The following is a 19,576-nucleotide window of genomic DNA, read 5'->3' on the forward strand; positions in this document are numbered from 1 at the left end:
CGAGCACTCTAATGGCTGATAACCCTCTTATGCCTGATAACCCTTCCTTGACTGACAGGAGCGCTACCCCCGTCCGCCGCGCCCTTTTAAGCGTTTCTGATAAAACTGGCATTGTGGAATTCGCCCGCGGCCTGACCGAGCATGGTGTGGAACTCCTCTCGACGGGTGGCACCTTCCGCCTGCTGCAGGAAAATGCCATTCCAGTAAAAGAAGTTTCTGAACATACAGGCTTCCCCGAAATCATGGATGGCCGCGTCAAAACCCTGCATCCGAAAATTCACGGTGGCATTTTAGCTCGCCGTGGCCAGGATGATGCGGTAATGGCCGAGAACGATATCACCCCCATTGATATGGTGGTCGTCAATCTGTACCCCTTTGCCACCACGGTTGCCAAGCCAGATTGCACGCTAGAAGATGCTATCGAGAATATCGATATTGGCGGCCCTACCATGGTCCGCGCCTGCGCTAAAAACCACGCCTACACCACCATCGTGGTCAATAGCAGTGATTACGCTCGAGTGCTGGGTGAGTTGGCAGCACAAGATGGCCTAGTCAGTAACGCCACGCGTTTTGATTTAGCAGTTAAAGCCTTTGAGCACACCGCTGGTTATGATGGCGCGATTGCCGATTATCTCGGCCGCATGGTAAATCCTGCTGATGAAGCATTCCCGCGCACCTTTAACCTGCAGCTACACAAAAAGCAGGACATGCGATACGGTGAAAATCCTCATCAGCATGCGGCTTTTTACGTTGACCCTGACGCCAGCGAACCGAGCGTAGCCACCGCAAGGATGCTCCAGGGCAAGCCGCTGTCGTATAACAACGTCGCCGATACCGACGCAGCCTTTGAGTGTGTAAAAGCGTTTAACGAGACTGCTTGTGTGATCGTAAAGCACGCCAACCCTTGCGGTGTCGCGATTGGCGCAACCGCCCTGGCAGCTTACGATAAAGCCTTTGCCACCGACCCGACCAGCGCCTTCGGCGGGATTATCGCCTTCAATACACCGCTGGACGCAGTGACAGCTCAGGCGATTATTGATCGTCAGTTCGTCGAGGTCATCATTGCGCCTGGGGTCAGCGACGAAGCTGCTGCTATTGTGGCCAATAAGCAGAACGTTCGCTTATTAGACGTCAGTGACAACTGGCCCGGCCAACATCAATCAACGTTTGATCTTAAACGTGTGAACGGCGGTTTATTGGTGCAGGATCGCGACGAAGGCATGGTGGCGCGGGAAGATTTAACCGTAGTAAGCGAGCGCGCGCCTAGCGAACAAGAGCTGCGTGACCTTGCTTTCGCCTGGCGGGTAGCCAAATTCGTAAAATCAAATGCCATTGTCTACGCCAAAGATGGACAGACCGTCGGCGTCGGCGCCGGGCAAATGAGCCGCGTCTACTCAGCGAAAATTGCCGGCATTAAAGCCGCTGATGAAGGCCTCTCAGTGCCAGGTTCTGTTATGGCATCTGATGCGTTTTTCCCCTTTCGTGACGGCATTGATGCCGCTGCCGCCGCTGGCATTACCGCTGTGATTCAACCGGGCGGTTCCATGCGTGATCAAGAAGTAATTGATGCCGCCAATGAAGCAGGTATTGCCATGGTGTTTACCGGCATGCGTCACTTCCGTCATTAAACGAGTTAGTAACGCCCCAAAATGAAGAAGCCCCACCTGCACATTGCTGGTGGGGCTTTTACACTCTTTTTTTACATTCTTGCTTAAGCTTTTAATACAAAAACATCGGGCTTAACCAAGGTCGATACATAGATATTTGGTTTCAAGGTACTCTTCCAAGCCCTGGTGACCACCTTCGCGGCCTAGACCCGATGCTTTTACACCACCAAAGGGTGCAGCGGCATTGGAGATGGCGCCGGTATTAATACCTACCATGCCATAATCAAGCGCTTCTGCGACTCGCCATACGCGGGCAAGATCCCGGGAGTAGAAGTAAGAGGCCAGGCCATACTCGGTATCATTGGCCATCTCAATGGCGGTTTCCTCATCGTCAAAGGGGAAAACCGCCGCTAGAGGACCAAACGTCTCCTCATGGGCCACTTTCATTTTATCAGTGGCAAAGCTGATTAGCGTCGGCGTGAAGAAATTACCGCCCAAGGGGTGCGGATGGCCTCCTAGCAGCAATTCAGCGCCATTATCGATGGCGTCCTGAACATGCTCACTGACCTTTTTAACGGCATTTTCATCAATGAGTGGACCAATATTGATATTTGGCTTGGTGCCATCACCCACATGCAACTCGCTGTTCATCGCCACCGCCAATTTCTCACAGAAGGCGTTGATGACACTGGACTGCACTAAAAAGCGGTTGGTGCAGACACAGGTTTGGCCGGCATTGCGGAATTTTGCCGCCATGGCACCTTCAACAGCCGCGTCCAAGTCCGCATCTTCAAACACAATAAAGGGTGCGTTGCCGCCCAACTCGAGCGAAATCTTCTGCACGTGCTCAGCGGCTTGGGCCATTAGCTTGCGGCCTACCTCTGTGGAACCCGTAAAAGTGATCTTGCGCACTTTGGGTGACTGGGTCATCGCCTTAGCAATATCACTAGCGCTGCCCGGTACTACATTGAACACACCGCGGGGAATACCAGCACGTTCGGCTAAAAGCGCTAGCGCCGTGGCTGAAAATGGTGTTTGACTGGCAGGCTTAACAACAATAGTGCAACCCGCCGCTAACGCAGCACCTGCTTTGCGAGTAATCATCGCGGCAGGAAAATTCCACGGTGTAATCGCCCCCACCACGCCTACCGGCTGTTTGGTAACCACAATGCGTTGATTGGCTTTAGCGGCGGGTATCGTTTCACCGTAAACGCGTCGCGCTTCTTCGGCAAACCAGCGTAAAAAGCTGGCTGCATAAGCAATTTCACCCGCGGCTTCTTTAAGAGGTTTGCCCTGCTCGTAGGTCATCAGCATGGCAAGGTCTTGCTGATGCTCCATCATCAGGTCATGCCATTTCATCAGCATATCGGCGCGCTCTTGAGCGGTGAGTGCCCGCCAAGCGGGTAGCGCAGCATCAGCAGCGTCAATCGCCCGCTCGGTTTCGGCTCTACCTAACCGAGGAATATCACCAATTGCTTCGCCGGTCGCCGGGTTCAATACTGTAATCTGCTCGCCGCTGTCTGCTGCAACCCAGCTACCATCTATGTAGGCAAACGGGCAATATAGCTGCGTTTCTTTAAGCGCTTCCATGAAAGACTCCTGACCAAATTATGGCCTTGTAGGCTCATTAACCACTTCATGCTAAGTCGAAACGGCCCTTTAAACCAAATTTGTAGCGTGAGCAGCTCGCCCATTAGCGATGACTGATCTAGCTAATGAGCATTAAAAACTCATGCCTTGTAGACTGATTTTTACGAAATCCACCTAACATCACCGATGATGTCATGCTGGAATTCTGCTTTTCAACACCACGCATCATCATGCAGAGGTGGCGAGCTTCGATCACTACAGCAACTCCTTTTGCCTGAGTCACTTCCTGAACCGCATCGGCGATTTCTCGCGTCAGGTTCTCCTGAATCTGCATACGACGTGCAAACATATCGACAATACGCGCAAATTTAGAAAGACCTAACACTTTTCCATTGGGCAAATAAGCAATATGGCATTTGCCAATAAACGGTAGTAAGTGATGCTCACACATTGAATACAATTCAATGTCTTTAACTAGCACCATTTCATCCGTTTGCGATTCAAATACCGCCCCGTTAATAATTTCTTCCAGCGATTGAGTATAGCCAGCATTTAAAAACTGCATAGCCTTAGCCGCCCGCTTCGGCGTATCTCTCAGCCCCTCGCGGTCAGGATTTTCTCCCAATGCAGTAATTATCTGGCGGTAGTGTTCGGCGATATCATCGGACATGTTAAGCCTCTTCAAAAACGATGCGCAACAGCGTTAGGCGGCCAGCTAGGTCAACTGCTTTTTGCGCTTATGAAAATAAAACTCTTGTTAGACGCTATGTTCCCAACGCCTTTCTCTGCACAACTTGTACAAAAAGTATACTTTTAATAAAACTCACACAACGAGTATTAATCAAAAAGAGCATTTTACCGCACCTGCTTCGCCTGTGGCAGAGTGACACGGCCCCCACTTTGCAACCAAAGCGCCTGTGATATGATGAATTGTTTCTATTTCCTGCTTTCAGTGCAGGCGACAACTTTGAGAGCCGACCATGTCATTTAAACCCTCACCCATTTGGTTAACCGCCATCGTGGCCCCTTTATTCGCTATGCCACTGCTTGCTGACGAGTCCACTTTGACTCTACCAAGTGAGGCAACGGTGGGCGTAGAAGTGGTTGAAGAGCTCACGTTTACATCAGGACAAGCCCGGCTAGACGACATCTTATTACACCCTATTCAGGCAGCAGGCGCGTCACACTCATTGCCTGAATATTGCGTCATTATTGGTACTGCACAGTTAAACAATGATCGCATTCGGATTACTACTCAAAATGCGACATGCATTGAAACTAATGATGCGAATAGCAATATTTTTTCAGGCGATTTTATGGCCAGTGCCTATGCGGAAGATGGCCAATACGCTATTGCCTGCGATGGATCGCCCTGCACGCTTTCGCCCGGGCAACCCTTTCTACTGACTCTGGATGAAGCGGTAGAAATTGAAGAGCTTGATAACCCCTCTGCAGAGCTAAACCAGCGTCGCCAGCAGGCGAACGGTGAAGGCGTTGCCAACCCAATCCCCCGCGAGCAGCCCAACCCAGACGCTGAATAGCAAATACCCGGACCCACGCTGGTTGGTTTATGCCAACCAACGTGGGTTATCTAATTGTAAGCACTGCTGTTCTAATTGGCGGATATGCTGATCCCAGTAACCGTTGTCGGCTACCCATGGAAACGCACGCGGAAAGGCGGGGTCATCCCAGCGGGATATCAACCAAGCAGTGTGTCGTATCAGCCGATAGCTTCTTAGCGGCTCGATAAGCGACATTTGTTCTGAAGGGAAGGAACACGTTTCCTCATAACCTTCGATAATTTCATTTAAGTATGGCCGCCAGCCCTCAGGGTCATCAGTGGGCAGCAGCATCCAGATATCCTGAATAGCGGGCGCCATTAGGCAGTCGTCGAAATCGACCAGCGTAAACTGCTCTTCGCGGCCTAGCACATTGCCAAGATGGCAATCACCATGGCAACGAATCATGCTGCTCGCGGGTACGTTATGTTTTAAAAGGTGTTGATGCATCTTTTGTATAACGCGCTCATAGGCACGTTGTTGATAAAGGGTTAACCGCTCACTTGCCAGCACGCGCTGCTGCGCATCAAGAACACCGCTCGCCATCTCTAAGTATGGCCGGTGTTGAAACGCCTTCTTAGCCGACACTTGATGTAACCGCCCTAACACCTCCCCCATTGCAAACAAATGAGCAGGATTATCCAGCTCTGGCGCCTGGCCTGGGCAGTGGGGAAATAGCGCAAAACTAAATGTCTTAAAGTGGTGTAGAGACACACCCTCTGCATCACGCCAAGGAGCTACCACCGGCACCTTGCTGTTAGCCAACTCCTGCAAAAAATCATGCTCTTCCTGAATCGCCACATCTAACCACCGATTAGGGCGGTAAAACTTAATAATCCAGTTTTTGCCATCTTCACCACGAAACATCAGTACACGGTTTTCATAACTGTTGAGCGCGAAGGGCTCCCCTGCTGGCCAAATACCGAGCGACTCAGCGGCTGACATCACTAAATCTGGCGAAAGAGAGCTAAACGGGTGTGACATAGGTCACTCCTGGGTTGGCAAAGGGGCTAGTTAATTAGCTAAAGGGTTATTCTATCAATCCTTGCCTAGGGGTGTCCGCGCTGCCGCCCAAATATCGACGCGTTTCGCACCTGCTTTGAGCGCAGCAGTTGCCAGTGCATGTCCAGTAGAGCCGGTAGTGACAACATCATCGATAATCACTATATGACGAGGCAGTTTTGCTTCAATCACAAAAGCACCGGCTAAATTTGCCACTCGCTCGCGGCGGTTCAGCGTACGCTGTGAAGGGCTATCCTTAATCCGCCTGGCATTGACTAGTGGCACATCACAGATTTTAGCCAACTGCTCTGCTAACCAGTGAGACTGATTAAACCCACGCGCTCTTGCATTCGTCGGTGTCATCGGTACCGATAAAAAGGCATCCCCTTTATCCGTTGGCGGCGTCATTAACATTAAGTCGAAAAGCAACATACCTGCTCTGGTCGTGGCATGAAATTTGAAATCATGCACTAATTCTTTAACCACACCTTGATACAACAACCCAGTGTGGGTGGCCGAAAAGGCGGGCGGGTCGACCAGGCAGTGCCCGCACAATGGCTGCGCATGCCCCACTGGTTCGCCGCACTGACGGCAGGCATGTAAGTTCCAGGGAAGCTCTTGCTCACAGGTAAAGCACCACCCGTGCCCTTCTGCAGGTGCCAAGCAGAATGCACAGTAGCCAGGTAGCTCACGCTTTAACCAGGTGCTCCCCCGCTGCAGCCATCGTTTTAAATACATACCCCCTCCGTGGCATTGCTTGAAAATCTAACGCTGACGCATCATGTTTAAGATATATTTTAAAATCACTTATTGACTTCAAATGGAATGATGATAATATACGCCTCGTCTTCGCGGATGTGGTGGAATTGGTAGACACGCTAGATTTAGGTTCTAGTGCCGTAAGGTGTGGGAGTTCGAGTCTCCCCATCCGCACCAATTACTTGTTAGTTTTTAAGATATAGCATCATCCTATCTCTTCAATTAGTCGCCATATTTCAAGCTATAAGTTCAATATGGTTTACTTTTTGGCCAGTATTTAGCATCTATCTATACCAAATCATTCGCTCAAATCAATCAATGGCTAACTGCCATTTTTTTGTGCTTGAGTTATGCATATCTATCAATGTTAACAAGCTCAGCGACAGACTGCCCCCTGCTGTTTCACTAAGCTGTGTGCACATTTTTCAGCTCTATTTTTTCCGCTATATTTACGACGTACGATCAGTTATGGCTATGAGAAGGATCTCATCCAATGGAATGGCTTAACGATAACGCCCAGGCAATTTCCGCCGTCGCAAGTGTTTGCACGCTGCTTGTATGGATATTCTATGCCCAGTTGCTTTATAACGGCTACGTTCGCCAGCGTCGCCCGCGGATCATTATTAATCGCGGTAAAGGAATAGGCACTGAAGCGCTCTGCTTAGTTAGTAATATGAGTAGCGAGGCTATCTATATTCAACATTTAGAGGCCATTCTGCATACTCGACAAGGCAGCTACTCGCTTGATGTTGTTGAGTACCAACAGCAAGGCGACGAACAGGAAGAAGATAGCTACCGCACCCATCAAGGCCCGCTTGCTTCAGGGGATTATCTGCACATCCAATCGTTTGGCAATATTGTCAGCCAGGTCAAACAGCATTGGAAACTCGAAGATGACTTGCTCCATGGGCATAACATTCAGCTCGAAATTCGCGTGATCGCTATTTACGGCTCTGAAGATATGCCAATGGGAGCTTCGCGCAATTTTAACCTAGATTTAAATGCATCGCCCAATCACCAACTCATACCCGCTAGCGTGGATACGCATCGGCTTAATACTCGTAGTCAACGCAAGCGTGTGCTGAAATGGGCAAAAGAAATTGAAACCCATAAAGCACGTTAAACTCCTTCATTAACAGGCGGCAAAGCACGCTACTATTGAGTACTCTCGATGCATAAAATGATAACGTTCTGCTGGCTTGGCTTAATGACTTCACTCGCCACCAATGCTTATGCTGAAGAGGAAGATAGCGACTTACCTGAGTGGGCTGAAGAGCGCGTAGAGCCATTTCGTGAAAGCGTAGGCAATTGGGTCGATAATACCTCACGTCGCATTGATGGTTTTTTTGGTACTGACGATCATATGCAGGTTGCCAACGAATCCTATCTACGCCTGGGGCAAGAAATTGACTGGATGGAGGGAGAGGGGACCAGCGGTGATATCAATCTTCGTTACCGTATTGACCTTCCCACGTCAGAAGATCGTTTGCGCTTAGTTATTGAGAGTGACCCAGAAGAGTCTCAAGGCACGCTCGAAGAGCAAGGCTCGGGAAGATTAGCGAATGATCAACGTGACCGTAGCAGCTCCACACTGGGCCTAGACTGGTTAGAGAGCCGCGACAAACGTGAAAACTGGAGCAACCGAGTCGGTGCCGGTGTTCGGCTAAGATTTCCCATAGATCCGTACGTACGATTTACCAGCGAGCGGCTATGGCAACTTGGCGATGGGCCTTGGCATTTGGAGTCTCACAACCGGGTGTCATGGTTTAACAATGAAGGCTACTCAGCACGGACACGCTGGGATGTTGGCCGTCCCTTAAGTGAAAACCGTCATTTACGCTTTATTTCAAACGTGCAATGACGTGAGGAAGAAGACACGCTTGAATACAGTGAAGTTGCTGAAATTAACCATCGCATCAATCGACGTAGCGCACTTCGCTACTCTGCCATTGCGATAGGCGAAAGCATTTCCAACCCGCGCATGACCAATTATTACCTGCAAACGCGCTATCGCCGTGATGTTCACAAAGGGATTTTATTTGCCGATGTGATTCCAGAGCTCCACTTTCAGCGCGACGTCAGCTATGACCCTCGCTGGGCGATGACGCTACGTCTGGAAATGTATTTCCAGCGCGAAATCAGTCGCGACTATTTTTAATTCCATTTTTAATACAATGGCGTTAATAGCATTGCCGGGAGGCAGGCAGCTTTGGCTCGCCACCTCCCACAACTCGCAATAGACAACTAGCCCCAATAGATAGCTAGGTTAGCGCTAGCAGTTTATCAAAGCCGTAAACCGCCATCGCACTCAATAATACGACCAGTGAAATAGTCATTCTCAACGATAAAGGCGACGCTCTGGGCAATATTATCAGGCTCACCTAAGCGTTTTAGCGGCACGTTAGAGGAGATGCGCTCCAACATATCAGGCCGCATAGCAGCAGTCATCTCGGTTGCAACAAACCCAGGCGCCACGGTGCCGGTACGAATTCCATAACGCGCCAGCTCTTTACTCCAAGTGACCGTAAGCGCATGTACGCCTGCCTTGGCAGCCGCATAATTACTCTGCCCCGCATTGCCCGCACGAGAGATACTAGAGATATTGACAATCACCCCTTCGTGCCCTGCTTCAATCATCTGAGTCGCCGCCTCACGGCCACATAAGAAAACACCGGTTAAATTAACATCGATAACGCTCTGCCAGGATGCCAATGACATGCGTTTTTCTACATGGCCATCTTTAGCTTTAACCAGAAGCGCATCCTGAGTAATACCGGCATTATTGATGCAGCCACTGACGGGCCCCATGCGCTCAGCAATATCGCTAAACGCTTGGATCACGGATGCTTCTTCTGCAACATTCACAACAAACGCCTGGGCATCAATACCTTCCGCAGCAAGTTGAGATACGGCCTGATCAAGTGAGTCAGCGCTCATATCCAATAGCGCCATACGCGCGCCCTGTTTTCCTAATCGCAGCGCCATGGCATAACCCAGGCCTCGCGCACCACCGGTGACGGCGATCACTTTATCGGCAAGTATCATTATTAACTCCTTACGGCAGATAATTCAGCTTTATTGTGCATTGCAGCATAGAGCAAACATAGAACAAATAGCGATAAAAATCGAGCTATTCCCTAGCAGCAACACTCAACTCTAGCTGCTTGTTATTGGCATTTCTGGCACAATATTATGCAATTACAACTGGTGTTGAGCCGCTTTTATTAGCGTTTATTGGAGTCAGTCATGCCCATTCTTATTTCCATATCTCTATTTACCCTGCTTGATTTTGTTATTCTTTTTTCAATTGGAAGTCAAATAGGTTTGTTAACAACCTTGCTTCTAGTGCTGGGCACCGGCTTCGCGGGACTACATCTGATTCGTAAGGAAGGCGTCTCTACACTGGCTCGTGCGCGCCAACGTATGCAGGTGGGTGAGCTTCCCTCAAGCGAACTATTCACCGGCGCGGCACTGATCTTTGGCGGTGCGCTGTTAATGGCTCCGGGCTTTTTATCCGATGCACTAGGGCTTGCATGCCTAATACCGAGCGCCCGCCAGTTACTGTTTAAAGCCCTTACCTGGTTGGGGCTGAAAACCGTCGTTGGTAAACAGCAAGGGCCACATGCCTCCTCTACCCACTCCTATACATCCGAGGAGCGTGTTGATGAGGCATTTAAAGACGCCAACTCACAAGACGCTTCATCGGCTTACCAGGAAGGCCCTATTGAGGGAGACTTTATTAGTCGTGATGAGCCTTCTCGTCGCCGCTAAGCCCCGTTTCGAAAATAAATACACAAAAAAAGCAATTTTTTATTGCCTCCCCCCTTGAAAGGCCACCTGCAGCCCCCATTTTTCAGGCAGCACATAAATTCGGTGGCTGACTCTTACAGACGCATTCTTGAAGAGCAGTTGCCATTAACAAGGAAGACCGTAAGGTCTTCACTTCTCGCGGCGCAGCAGTCCCACGAGAACTTTTTAGCGAACCGCCCTACCAGGGCTTCAACCATACTCAGGAGAACGTGAATGAATATCCGTCCTTTGCACGATCGTGTCATCGTCCGTCGCGTTGAAGAAGAGCAGAAAACCGCTGGCGGCATCGTGCTTCCGGGCAATGCACAAGAGAAACCGACGCGTGGAGAAGTACTTGCTGTCGGTAATGGCCGCATTCTCGAAAATGGCGATGTCCGTCCTCTCGACGTTAAAGTTGGCGATAACGTGATCTTTAAAGATGGCTACGGTGTCGAGAAACAGAAAGTCGACGGCGAAGAAGTCTTGATCATGAGCGAAGCCGATATTCTTGCGGTTGTTGAAGGCTAACAGTCGTTGCTGCTCACATTTGACTGATGAGCACCTCGATTATTTACTTTCACGTTTTGCATTCAATTTAGGAAGTAGCAGATATGTCAGCTAAACAAGTTAAGTTTTCAGATGATGCCCGTAAACGTATGGCCCGCGGTGTTGACGTCCTGGCCAACGCGGTAAAAGTAACCCTCGGCCCTAAAGGCCGTAACGTGGTACTGGAAAAATCTTTCGGCTCCCCAACTGTCACTAAAGACGGCGTTTCTGTAGCCAAAGAGATCGAACTGAAAGATAAGTTCGAAAACATGGGCGCACAGATGGTTAAAGAAGTTGCTTCACAGACTTCTGACGCCGCCGGTGACGGCACTACCACCGCTACCGTTCTCGCTCAGGCCATTATCGCTGAAGGCTTGAAAGGCGTAACGGCCGGTATGAACCCGATGGATCTTAAGCGCGGTATCGATCAAGCTGTTGCTGCTGCCGTTAAAGAAATCAAAGCAATGTCTGTACCTTGCACCGACACCAAGTCGATTGCTCAGGTAGGTACTATCTCTGCTAACGGTGACAAGCGCATCGGCGAAATCATTGCCGAAGCGATGGAAAAAGTCGGCAAAGAAGGCGTCATCACTGTTGATGAAGGCCGTGGCTTTGAAGACGAGCTGGAAGTGGTTGAGGGTATGCAGTTTGATCGCGGCTACTTATCTCCTTACTTCGTCACCAACCAGGACACCATGACGGTTGAATTGGAAGATCCTTACATCCTGCTAGTGGATAAAAAGATCTCCAACATCCGTGAGCTGCTGCCGGTACTGGAAGCCGTTGCTAAGCAAGGCAAGCCGCTGGCTATTATCGCTGAAGATATCGAAGGCGAAGCGCTGGCAACGCTGGTTGTTAACAACATGCGCGGTATCGTTAAAGTCGCTGCTGCCAAAGCACCGGGCTTCGGCGATCGTCGTAAATCCATGCTGCAGGATATCGCTATCCTGACGAACGGCACGGTCATCTCTGAAGAAGTCGGCCTGACGCTTGAGCAAGCTAACCTGGACCACCTGGGTACTGCTAAGCGCATGACCATGTCTAAAGAGAACACCACTATCATTGATGGTGCTGGTGCAGAAGGCGATATCGAAGCCCGCGTTAACCAGATCCGCGCGCAAATCGAAGACACCTCTTCTGATTACGACAAAGAGAAGCTGCAAGAGCGCGTTGCCAAACTGGCAGGCGGTGTTGCCGTTATCCGCGTCGGTGCTGCCACCGAAGTGGAAATGAAAGAGAAGAAAGCCCGCGTTGAAGACGCCCTGCACTCTACTCGTGCAGCCGTTGAAGAGGGCGTCGTCCCTGGTGGCGGTACCGCACTGGTTCGCGTTATGGCGAAAGTACAAGGCCTGACCGGCGAAAACGAAGACCAGAACCACGGTATCAACATGGCGCTACGCGCTATGCAGTCACCGCTGCGTCAGATCGTTTCCAATGCTGGTGAAGAGCCCGCCGTGGTTATCAACCGTGTGAAAGATGAAACCGGCAACTTCGGTTACAACGCACAAACCGGCGAATACGGCGACCTGTTCGAAATGGGTGTTCTTGACCCCGCAAAAGTTACCCGTACTGCGCTACAGTCCGCTGGTTCTGTTGCTGGTCTTATGATCACCACTGAGTGCATGATCGCTGAAGACCCGGAAGAGAAAGAAGCTGGCCCAGACATGGGTGGCATGGGCGGGATGGGTGGCATGGGCGGCATGATGTAATGCAACCCTGAGCCCTTTGCTCAAGACTGCTAGCTGTTAAAGTAGTCACCAACAACCCCGCCTTGTGCGGGGTTGTTGCGTTTAAGGCCTGCTGTTTTACGCGGCTTGATTCACCTATACGGTTGGTGAGCGTGGTATCATCTGCGCGATTTTTTTAAGCTACCGGGCTGACTAGCGCATGTTGCAGCATATCCGTATCGTACTCGTTCAGACCTACCACCCAGGCAACATTGGGGCTGCCGCGCGAGCCATGAAAACCATGGGCTTAACCGAGCTAGTGCTGGTTAATCCGCGTATGTTTCCCGATGAAGAAGCAACCCGTCTAGCGGCAGGCGCCACTGATGTACTGGAGAGTGCTCTTGTGGTTAGCTCGCTGGGGGAAGCCGTTAACGATTGCGTTCAGGTCGTTGGTGCCAGCGCGCGCTTACGCAGCCTACCCTTGCCCCACTTCGACGAACCCGATGAGATGGCGGCAGACGTCATTCAGAATGCACAAACGGCGCCAGTGGCGCTAGTGTTTGGACGCGAACGTTCGGGACTGACTAACGATGAAATTGGCTGCTGCACGCACCAGGTCAGCATTCCCGCCAATCCTGATTACGGCATTCTCAATTTATCCCAGGCGGTACAGATACTGGCTTACGAAGTGCATCGGGCCTGGCGTAAAGGTGAGGAGAGCGGCTTTGCTTATCAGCGCCCGCTGGAAGCAACGCCGCCCAGCCGCGAACAGTTCTTACACTTTCAGGCGCACCTGGGCCGTTTAATGCAGGAGAGCGGCTTTTTAACCCAGCCACACGCGCGCACCGAAGAGCAGTTGCAAGCCCTCTTCGCCCGCGCCCAGCCCAGCCGCAAAGAGCTTTCGCTGTTGCGTGGGCTATTAAGTGCGTTTGAAAGCCACCTGCCGAAGTAGTGATTTAATCGAGCACGATCAAAAAAGGGCCAACAGCGTTGTCCCTTTTTATATTTCTCAAATAGTTTTTTAAACAGTTTTTAAAACAGACCCTTTAGAGCATCATCGCGGCTAACCAACCAAAGCCCACTAACGGGATGTTGTAGTGCAGAAATGTCGGCACCACGCTGTCCCACATATGATCGTGCTGACGATCAACGTTCAGGCCTGACGTTGGCCCTAAGGTTGAATCCGAGGCTGGTGAGCCAGCATCACCCAACGCAGCCGCGGTGCCCACCAGTACGACCGTCGCCATGGGCGAAAAGCCGAACTGAACCGCCAGAGGCACAAAGATGGCGGCAATAATCGGAATGGTCGAGAAAGACGAGCCGATACCCAGGGTAATAAATAACCCAACCAGCAGCATTACCAACGCCGCCAAACCACGGTTATCGCCAAAGATTGCAAACGCACCAGAAACCAAAGCATCAATTTCACCGGTGGTTTTCATGACTTCGGCAAAGCCCGCCGCTGAAATCATAATAAAACCGATCAGCGCCATCATGCGCATACCGCTGGTGAACAGATCGTCCGCTTCGCGCCACTTAAAAATACCGCCCAGCGACAGTAAACCAATGCCCACCAAGCCACCCAGTATCATTGAACCGCTATACAGCTGCAGGCCGAGGGCCGCGACAATCGCCACTCCGGACATTACCAGACCCAGCATGTGCGGCTTTGCAGGCGTATGACCCTCAGAAACATTGGCAGCAATATCCTGGGCCTGATAGTCGCGGGGGCGTCGGTAACTCCATAGCAGTGCAACTATGAGGCCGAGCGCCATACCGCCTACCGGGATAGCCATGGCCATGGGCACCATCCCACGGGTGATTTCCAATCCCAACGGTTCACCCGCGCTGTTTAAGTTAGCCAATAAAATATCGTTTAGAAAAATTGCCCCAAAGCCCACTGGCAATAGCATATAAGGCGCGGTTAGACCGAACGTCAGCGCGCACGCCACTGCACGTCGATCCAGTCTCAAACGATTCATCACGGTTAACAGCGGCGGGATCAGCACCGGTATAAAGGCGATATGTACCGGGATAGCGTTTTGTGAAGAGATTGCCACCAGCAAAACGGCCGTTAGCAGCAGCATTTTGACCCGCGCTTGGTGTGCCGCGGTTGTTTCCTTGCCTAGCAGTGTTATCAAGCGGTTCGCCAGCATATCCGGCAAGCCAGAGCGCGAAATAGCCACCGCAAAAGCGCCTAACGTAGCGTAAGCCAGTGCCACCTGGGCGCCACCTCCCACACCTTCATTAAAAGCATCCAGCGTTTGCTCAAGCGACAAACCGCCCACCAAGCCACCAACCAAGGCGCCCACCACAAGCGCGAACACTACCGAGACACGGGCCAGCGACAGCGCCACCATCACCAGCACCGCAAGAATTACTGCATTCATGGAAATCCCTAGAGCTATTAAGAGGTCATTAACGGCGAAGGGAGCGGATTTTAGCAGATTAAAATGGCAAACCTAAGACTAAGGTTTACCCTTCACATATTGCTACTTTAGTCGATATGCTCTTGCTGCGGCGCACCATGCTGCCTACCATCCCCTCTTTTGCATGTATATCCGGCATCACTACTTTACTCTTTGCTTAGGAGCTCGCATGAGCATACTTGCCATTGTTATTTCTCTGCTGCTATTGATGTTCCTCGCCTACCGAGGAATTTCGGTACTGCTGCTGGCACCACTGATGGCGAGTTTGGCGGTGCTGCTTTCAGGGGACGCCGCGTTTTTATTGCCGATCTACACCGACACTTTTATGAGTGCGCTGGGCAACTACGTTATCCAGTTCTTCCCGCTATTTTTATTAGGCGCGCTGTTTGGGCAATTAATGGCCGACTCGGGTGCCGCGCAGTCGATTGCCAACGGCATCGTCAAAAAACTCGGCACTCACCACGTCGTACTCACCGTGGTCATGGCCTGCGCAATATTGACCTATGGGGGTGTATCGCTATTCGTGGTTGCGTTTGCTATTTACCCGATCAGTCGTGAGCTGTTTCGCAGCGCCAATGTGCCTAAGCGTCTAATCCCAGCCTCCATTGCGCTAGGTGCCTTCACCTTCACCATGACCGCGTTGCCAGGCACGCCGGCAATACAAAACGCGATTCCCATCCCCTATTTCGAAACCAATAGTTTTGCAGCGCCTGGACTCGGCATTATTGCCGGGCTGATCATGCTTGGCTTGGGTACTTTTTACCTGCAATCACGGGTCAAAAAAGCAGCGCAAAACGGCGAAGGCTATGGCCAGCATACAGAACGTGAAGTGGATCCTAACGAAGAAAATACCCCCATCACGGTCATGGCACTGCCGCTGGCCCTGATACCCATAGTGATGGTTATTGGCCTGAACGCACTGTTTACCTACGGGGTATTTCCAGCCATCGATTTAAGCTTTATTAGCGACGAGTTTGAAAATGTCTCCCCCTCCGGTCAAAGCGGTCTATGGGCCATTTTAATCGCCCTTCTCAGTGCCTCGACATGGTTAATCATCACCCGCTGGAAGCATTGGCTGGATCTTAAAGCGAGTATCAACAAGGGCTGCTTTGGTTCACTTTTGCCCATTTTCAACACTGCCTCAGAGGTGGGTTATGGTGCTGTCATTGCCAGCATGGCGGGCTTTGCAATTATTCGCGATTCGGTGCTGACAGCATTTCCCGGCAATCCTTTAATTTCAGAAGCCATGGCAATGAGTGTATTAGCCGGGATCACCGGCTCCTCTTCCGGTGGGCTCTCGATTGCGCTAGAAACCCTGGGCAGTGAATATCTCGCTATGGCCCAAGAAGCGGGGATTAATCCAGAGTTGATGCACCGCGTAGCCACATTGGCAGCGGGTGGTATGGATACCCTTCCCCACTCAGGCGCCGTTATTACCCTATTAGCCATTTGCGGCCTTACCCACCGCCAGTCATACGCCAATGTGGCGATGGTGACTATCGTGCTACCGATCACGGCGCTGATTAGTGTTATTGCACTCGGCACTCTATTTGGCAGCTTCTAAAAGCGCACAACGCATGAGATAGTAAGCTAACTGTAAGCCTGCAAATAAAGAGAACACCATGGCTCTCGCTCGCAACCACGCGCTGCTGTTAATTATCTTAGGAAGTTTAGTTATCTCCACTGCCATGGGCTTACGCCATGGCTTTGGCCTATTTATGGAGCCACTCAGCAGCGACCTGGGCTGGGGGCGTGGTGTATTTGCCTTTGCCATTGCCCTGCAAAACCTAGTGTGGGGCCTATCGCAACCCTTTACTGGTGCACTGGCTGACCGATTCGGTGCGGCTAAAATTATCGTGATTGGCGGCCTACTCTATGCCCTGGGCTTGATGTTTATGAGCCTCTCCACCTCAGCGCTGGGCATGACGGTAAGCGCTGGGCTGTTGATTGGCCTTGGCCTTTCGGGCACCACGTTCTCAGTGATTTTAGGCGCTGTTGGCCGCGCAGTAGCGCCGGAAAAACGCAGTATGGCTATGGGGATCGTCAGTGCCGCAGGCTCGTTTGGGCAATTTGCCATGCTTCCCGGCACGCTTGGCTTGATCGAGTGGCTGGGCTGGGCGGCGGCGCTAATGGCGATGGCAGCGATTGCCACCCTTATCATTCCATTAGGCGCCATGCTGCGTGATAAACCTTCAGCCAAAACGTCAGCCGATTTAAGCCTTAAAGATGCACTTAACGAAGCCGCAGGCCAAAAAGGCTTCTGGCTACTCTGTTTAGGCTTTTTTGTCTGTGGCTTTCAGGTAGTGTTTATTGCCGTACACCTACCCGGCTACTTATTCGATAATGGCCTTGCTGTTCAGGTAGGAACAACGGTGTTGGCATTAGTCGGTCTATTTAATATCGTGGGTACCTATACCGCAGGCTGGATGGGCGGCATTTGGTCCAAGCCTAAGCTGCTATCATGGCTCTACTTGATTCGTGGTGTGGTGATCACTGCGTTTGTGTTTTTGCCACTAAGCCCTATAAGTGCGTATGTATTTGGTATCGCGATGGGACTGTTATGGCTCTCCACCGTACCACTTACAAACGGCATCGTGGCGTCAGTCTTTGGTGTTCGCCATCTCTCGATGCTGGGCGGCATTGTATTTCTGTTTCACCAGCTAGGTTCCTTTATGGGTGTTTGGTTGGGCGGCTATTTTTATGATCTTACCGGCAACTACAACACCGTATGGAAAATTGCCATTTTGCTCTCTCTCGTGGCCGCTGCACTACACTGGTATATCAGTGAGAAACCCCTTGAACGCAGCACATTAACCAAGGTGATGCCATGAACGCCACCAAAGCACTTAGCGCTGTGATAGTCACCGCTGCCTTGCTTGGCGGTTTGGTTTTCGCCTGGTGGGGCTGGCAAAACCTCGACCCTTCGCTGCTGCTATTCGGCAGTCGACTTTGTTAAAAGCGACTAACAATAATCAAGTTGATCTTTATGCGCAGGATCAAGCTTTGAGTCATTATTTTCCATTACACTCTGTTCTTAATTAGATAACGCCCGAGCGTTACTTGTGATTCCTCCCTGACACACGGAAGATTGAATGGATCTTGTGGCATCGCTTGCCCGCCAATTTAAAGATAGCCTGCGCGATCTTGCGCCGGTGGTATTGGTGATGGCATTTTTCCAGTTAGTGGTTATCCGTCAGCCCCTACCCGACACCCTTGCCTTGACCGACCTGGCCCTAGGTCTGCTATTTGTCGTCATCGGCCTGACGCTCTTTATTAAAGGGCTTGAGCTAGGCCTGTTTCCTTTGGGCGAGAACTTGGCCCGTGCGTTTGTAAAAAAAGGCTCGGCAACATGGCTACTAATATTTGCGTTTGCACTTGGGCTTGGCTCTACTGTCGCCGAACCGGCATTGATCGCCATCGCCGCCCGCGCGGCAGAGGTTGTTGCACAGGGTGGCCTGATTAATGACAGCATAGGGGCGCAAAACAGCTTTGCCTTTGCCCTGCGCATGGTGGTGGCGGTCTCTGTAGGTGTCGCGATAGTGATAGGTGTGGTGCGTATTTTTAAAGGCTGGCCGCTGCATTTAATGATTATTGCTGGCTATGTGCTGGTGCTGTTGCTTACGCTCCTCGCCCCCGCTGAGATGATCGGCATCGCCTATGACTCAGGAGGCGTCACAACCTCGACCATCACCGTGCCACTGGTGACAGCACTGGGCGTAGGACTGGCGTCGTCGATAAAAGGCCGCAGCCCAATGCTCGATGGTTTTGGGCTGATTGCATTGGCATCAGTGATGCCGATTATTTTTGTACTGCTATTTGGCATTATTGGTATCCACCTGATACCAGGAGTCGCGCCATGACCCTAATCGTCACTTTCTGGGGAACGCTGCTAGATATTCTGCCTATCGCTGCCATTGTTTTCGGTTTTCAATACCTAGTCATTCGTAAGCCTGTAAAGCGACTGCCGCAAGTGTTGTCCGGTTTTTTTATGGTTTGGGTGGGGCTATCGTTTTTTTTAGTCGGCTTGGAACAAGCACTGTTTCCAATGGGTGAGCTAATGGCCAGCCAGCTCACTAATCATGAGTTCTTGCCTAGCTTAGCCGAGGGCGCCCAGCGCCATTGGAGCGACTACTACTGGGTCTATATCTTCGCTTTTGCTATTGGCGCCAGCACCACGATTGCCGAACCCTCACTGATCGCCGTTTCCATCAAAGCGGGCGAGATTTCCGGCGGCACGATTGACCCGCTGATGCTACGCATTGCGGTAGCGCTCGGCATGGCCTTTGGGATTACGCTGGGCACCTGGCGCATTGTAATGGGCTGGCCGTTGCAGTGGTTCGTGTTAGCTGCCTACGTGTTAGTGATTGTGCAAACCTTACGTTCCCCACGCGCCATCATTCCGCTGGCATTTGACTCGGGCGGGGTCACAACCTCAACGATTACCGTACCTATCATTGCCGCTTTAGGACTAGGGTTGGCATCCGAAATTCCTGGTCGTAGCCCCGTCATGGATGGTTTTGGCATGATCGCTCTTGCCTGCTTATTTCCTATCATTACCGTGATGGGGTACGCCCAAATCGCTCAATGGCGAACCACGCGACTGAGATAACCCCTGTTCTAAGCTAGCC

General features: G+C 51.3%; 18 protein-coding genes, 1 tRNA gene and 1 pseudogene. 14 read left to right on the forward strand and 6 right to left on the reverse strand.

The features are described 5' to 3' along the window. Positions 1-11 precede the first annotated feature (11 nt). Positions 12-1,628 (forward strand): bifunctional phosphoribosylaminoimidazolecarboxamide formyltransferase/IMP cyclohydrolase, encoded by a 1,617-nt coding sequence (purH, locus tag ACQKE4_RS03035; protein ID WP_427386835.1) that lies wholly within the window; start codon positions 12-14, stop codon positions 1,626-1,628. A 111-nt stretch (positions 1,629-1,739) separates the two neighbouring features. Here the strand turns inward: purH and ACQKE4_RS03040 are convergent, their stop codons facing one another. Together ACQKE4_RS03040 and folE are read right to left on the reverse strand one after the other, a co-directional pair. Then, positions 1,740-3,197 (reverse strand): NAD-dependent succinate-semialdehyde dehydrogenase, encoded by a 1,458-nt coding sequence (locus ACQKE4_RS03040; protein ID WP_427386836.1) that lies wholly within the window; start codon positions 3,195-3,197, stop codon positions 1,740-1,742. A gap of 118 nt (positions 3,198-3,315) precedes the next feature. Next, the gene (gene folE / locus ACQKE4_RS03045; protein ID WP_427386837.1) at positions 3,316-3,867 is read right to left on the reverse strand and encodes a GTP cyclohydrolase I FolE; all 552 of its coding nucleotides are present in this window, start codon (positions 3,865-3,867) and stop codon (positions 3,316-3,318) included. A gap of 310 nt (positions 3,868-4,177) precedes the next feature. Here folE and ACQKE4_RS03050 point away from each other — a divergent pair, with 310 nt between their 5' ends. Beyond that, positions 4,178-4,738: a hypothetical protein gene (locus ACQKE4_RS03050; RefSeq protein WP_427386838.1), complete on the forward strand. Its 561-nt coding sequence runs from the start codon at positions 4,178-4,180 to the stop codon at positions 4,736-4,738. A gap of 27 nt (positions 4,739-4,765) precedes the next feature. Here ACQKE4_RS03050 and ACQKE4_RS03055 read toward each other — a convergent pair whose 3' ends face one another. Continuing rightward, positions 4,766-5,740 (reverse strand): serine/threonine protein kinase, encoded by a 975-nt coding sequence (locus ACQKE4_RS03055; RefSeq protein ID WP_427386839.1) that lies wholly within the window; start codon positions 5,738-5,740, stop codon positions 4,766-4,768. Positions 5,741-5,794: 54 nt separating this feature from the next. Next, a complete protein-coding gene (locus tag ACQKE4_RS03060; protein WP_427386840.1) occupies positions 5,795-6,496 on the reverse strand; it encodes a ComF family protein in 702 nt (233 codons plus the stop codon). 113 nt (positions 6,497-6,609) lie between these two features. Here ACQKE4_RS03060 and ACQKE4_RS03065 point away from each other — a divergent pair. The 3 genes and pseudogenes from ACQKE4_RS03065 (at position 6,610) to ACQKE4_RS03075 (ending at position 8,675) form a co-directional block, all read left to right on the forward strand. Beyond that, positions 6,610-6,694, forward strand: a tRNA-Leu gene (locus ACQKE4_RS03065). Between the two features lie 316 nt (positions 6,695-7,010). Further along, positions 7,011-7,640, forward strand: coding sequence for a hypothetical protein (locus ACQKE4_RS03070; RefSeq protein ID WP_427386841.1), 630 nt, complete (start codon positions 7,011-7,013; stop codon positions 7,638-7,640). A gap of 48 nt (positions 7,641-7,688) precedes the next feature. Next, positions 7,689-8,675, forward strand: a pseudogene (locus tag ACQKE4_RS03075) (hypothetical protein). A 125-nt stretch (positions 8,676-8,800) separates the two neighbouring features. On the opposite strand, the gene ACQKE4_RS03080 reads toward ACQKE4_RS03075, so the two are convergent. Continuing rightward, positions 8,801-9,562, reverse strand: coding sequence for an SDR family oxidoreductase (locus tag ACQKE4_RS03080; RefSeq protein ID WP_290833416.1), 762 nt, complete (start codon positions 9,560-9,562; stop codon positions 8,801-8,803). A gap of 201 nt (positions 9,563-9,763) precedes the next feature. Here ACQKE4_RS03080 and ACQKE4_RS03085 point away from each other — a divergent pair, with 201 nt between their 5' ends. The 4 genes from ACQKE4_RS03085 (at position 9,764) to ACQKE4_RS03100 (ending at position 13,471) form a co-directional block, all read left to right on the forward strand. Then, complete coding sequence (locus tag ACQKE4_RS03085) at positions 9,764-10,288, forward strand: FxsA family protein (RefSeq protein ID WP_290841686.1); 525 nt, start codon at positions 9,764-9,766, stop codon at positions 10,286-10,288. Between the two features lie 252 nt (positions 10,289-10,540). After that, complete coding sequence (locus tag ACQKE4_RS03090; protein WP_290835232.1) at positions 10,541-10,834, forward strand: co-chaperone GroES; 294 nt, start codon at positions 10,541-10,543, stop codon at positions 10,832-10,834. Positions 10,835-10,917: 83 nt separating this feature from the next. After that, positions 10,918-12,561, forward strand: coding sequence for a chaperonin GroEL (groL, locus tag ACQKE4_RS03095; RefSeq protein ID WP_427386842.1), 1,644 nt, complete (start codon positions 10,918-10,920; stop codon positions 12,559-12,561). A 178-nt stretch (positions 12,562-12,739) separates the two neighbouring features. Next, positions 12,740-13,471 (forward strand): RNA methyltransferase, encoded by a 732-nt coding sequence (locus tag ACQKE4_RS03100; protein ID WP_427386843.1) that lies wholly within the window; start codon positions 12,740-12,742, stop codon positions 13,469-13,471. Positions 13,472-13,565: 94 nt separating this feature from the next. On the opposite strand, the gene ACQKE4_RS03105 is transcribed toward ACQKE4_RS03100, so the two are convergent. Continuing rightward, complete coding sequence (locus tag ACQKE4_RS03105; protein WP_427386844.1) at positions 13,566-14,909, reverse strand: Na+/H+ antiporter family protein; 1,344 nt, start codon at positions 14,907-14,909, stop codon at positions 13,566-13,568. 208 nt (positions 14,910-15,117) lie between these two features. Between ACQKE4_RS03105 and ACQKE4_RS03110 the strand changes: the two genes are divergently transcribed. From ACQKE4_RS03110 to umpB, 5 genes are all read left to right on the forward strand, one after another. Next, positions 15,118-16,512 carry a GntP family permease gene (locus ACQKE4_RS03110; protein WP_427386845.1) on the forward strand — a complete coding sequence of 465 codons (1,395 nt, stop codon included), beginning with the start codon at positions 15,118-15,120 and terminating at the stop codon, positions 16,510-16,512. Positions 16,513-16,570: 58 nt separating this feature from the next. Then, the gene (locus ACQKE4_RS03115) at positions 16,571-17,779 is read left to right on the forward strand and encodes an MFS transporter (protein ID WP_427386846.1); all 1,209 of its coding nucleotides are present in this window, start codon (positions 16,571-16,573) and stop codon (positions 17,777-17,779) included. Next, positions 17,776-17,904, forward strand: a complete 129-nt coding sequence (locus tag ACQKE4_RS03120; protein WP_427386847.1) for a hypothetical protein — start codon at positions 17,776-17,778, stop codon at positions 17,902-17,904. Before ACQKE4_RS03115 ends, ACQKE4_RS03120 begins: the two co-directional genes overlap by 4 nt. Positions 17,905-18,040: 136 nt before the next feature. Next, positions 18,041-18,808 (forward strand): DUF1538 family protein, encoded by a 768-nt coding sequence (locus ACQKE4_RS03125; RefSeq protein WP_427386848.1) that lies wholly within the window; start codon positions 18,041-18,043, stop codon positions 18,806-18,808. Then, positions 18,805-19,557 carry a Na,Li,K/H(+) antiporter subunit UmpB gene (gene umpB / locus ACQKE4_RS03130; RefSeq protein ID WP_427386849.1) on the forward strand — a complete coding sequence of 251 codons (753 nt, stop codon included), beginning with the start codon at positions 18,805-18,807 and terminating at the stop codon, positions 19,555-19,557. The genes ACQKE4_RS03125 and umpB overlap by 4 nt, the downstream gene beginning before the upstream one ends. Positions 19,558-19,576 lie beyond the last annotated feature (19 nt).

This window comes from Halomonas sp. NPDC076908 (assembly GCF_050269715.1).
Lineage (GTDB): Bacteria > Pseudomonadota > Gammaproteobacteria > Pseudomonadales > Halomonadaceae > Vreelandella.

What these genes read in the sequence shown, in the direction of transcription:
- purH (WP_427386835.1), top strand. Translation starts at nt 12, where the DNA reads ATGGCTGATAACCCTCTTATGCCTGATAACCCTTCCTTGACTGACAGG.
- ACQKE4_RS03040 (WP_427386836.1), bottom strand. Translation starts at nt 3,197, where the DNA reads ATGGAAGCGCTTAAAGAAACGCAGCTATATTGCCCGTTTGCCTACATA.
- folE (WP_427386837.1), bottom strand. Translation starts at nt 3,867, where the DNA reads ATGTCCGATGATATCGCCGAACACTACCGCCAGATAATTACTGCATTG.
- ACQKE4_RS03050 (WP_427386838.1), top strand. Translation starts at nt 4,178, where the DNA reads ATGTCATTTAAACCCTCACCCATTTGGTTAACCGCCATCGTGGCCCCT.
- ACQKE4_RS03055 (WP_427386839.1), bottom strand. Translation starts at nt 5,740, where the DNA reads ATGTCACACCCGTTTAGCTCTCTTTCGCCAGATTTAGTGATGTCAGCC.
- ACQKE4_RS03060 (WP_427386840.1), bottom strand. Translation starts at nt 6,496, where the DNA reads ATGTATTTAAAACGATGGCTGCAGCGGGGGAGCACCTGGTTAAAGCGT.
- ACQKE4_RS03070 (WP_427386841.1), top strand. Translation starts at nt 7,011, where the DNA reads ATGGAATGGCTTAACGATAACGCCCAGGCAATTTCCGCCGTCGCAAGT.
- ACQKE4_RS03080 (WP_290833416.1), bottom strand. Translation starts at nt 9,562, where the DNA reads ATGATACTTGCCGATAAAGTGATCGCCGTCACCGGTGGTGCGCGAGGC.
- ACQKE4_RS03085 (WP_290841686.1), top strand. Translation starts at nt 9,764, where the DNA reads ATGCCCATTCTTATTTCCATATCTCTATTTACCCTGCTTGATTTTGTT.
- ACQKE4_RS03090 (WP_290835232.1), top strand. Translation starts at nt 10,541, where the DNA reads ATGAATATCCGTCCTTTGCACGATCGTGTCATCGTCCGTCGCGTTGAA.
- groL (WP_427386842.1), top strand. Translation starts at nt 10,918, where the DNA reads ATGTCAGCTAAACAAGTTAAGTTTTCAGATGATGCCCGTAAACGTATG.
- ACQKE4_RS03100 (WP_427386843.1), top strand. Translation starts at nt 12,740, where the DNA reads ATGTTGCAGCATATCCGTATCGTACTCGTTCAGACCTACCACCCAGGC.
- ACQKE4_RS03105 (WP_427386844.1), bottom strand. Translation starts at nt 14,909, where the DNA reads ATGAATGCAGTAATTCTTGCGGTGCTGGTGATGGTGGCGCTGTCGCTG.
- ACQKE4_RS03110 (WP_427386845.1), top strand. Translation starts at nt 15,118, where the DNA reads ATGAGCATACTTGCCATTGTTATTTCTCTGCTGCTATTGATGTTCCTC.
- ACQKE4_RS03115 (WP_427386846.1), top strand. Translation starts at nt 16,571, where the DNA reads ATGGCTCTCGCTCGCAACCACGCGCTGCTGTTAATTATCTTAGGAAGT.
- ACQKE4_RS03120 (WP_427386847.1), top strand. Translation starts at nt 17,776, where the DNA reads ATGAACGCCACCAAAGCACTTAGCGCTGTGATAGTCACCGCTGCCTTG.
- ACQKE4_RS03125 (WP_427386848.1), top strand. Translation starts at nt 18,041, where the DNA reads ATGGATCTTGTGGCATCGCTTGCCCGCCAATTTAAAGATAGCCTGCGC.
- umpB (WP_427386849.1), top strand. Translation starts at nt 18,805, where the DNA reads ATGACCCTAATCGTCACTTTCTGGGGAACGCTGCTAGATATTCTGCCT.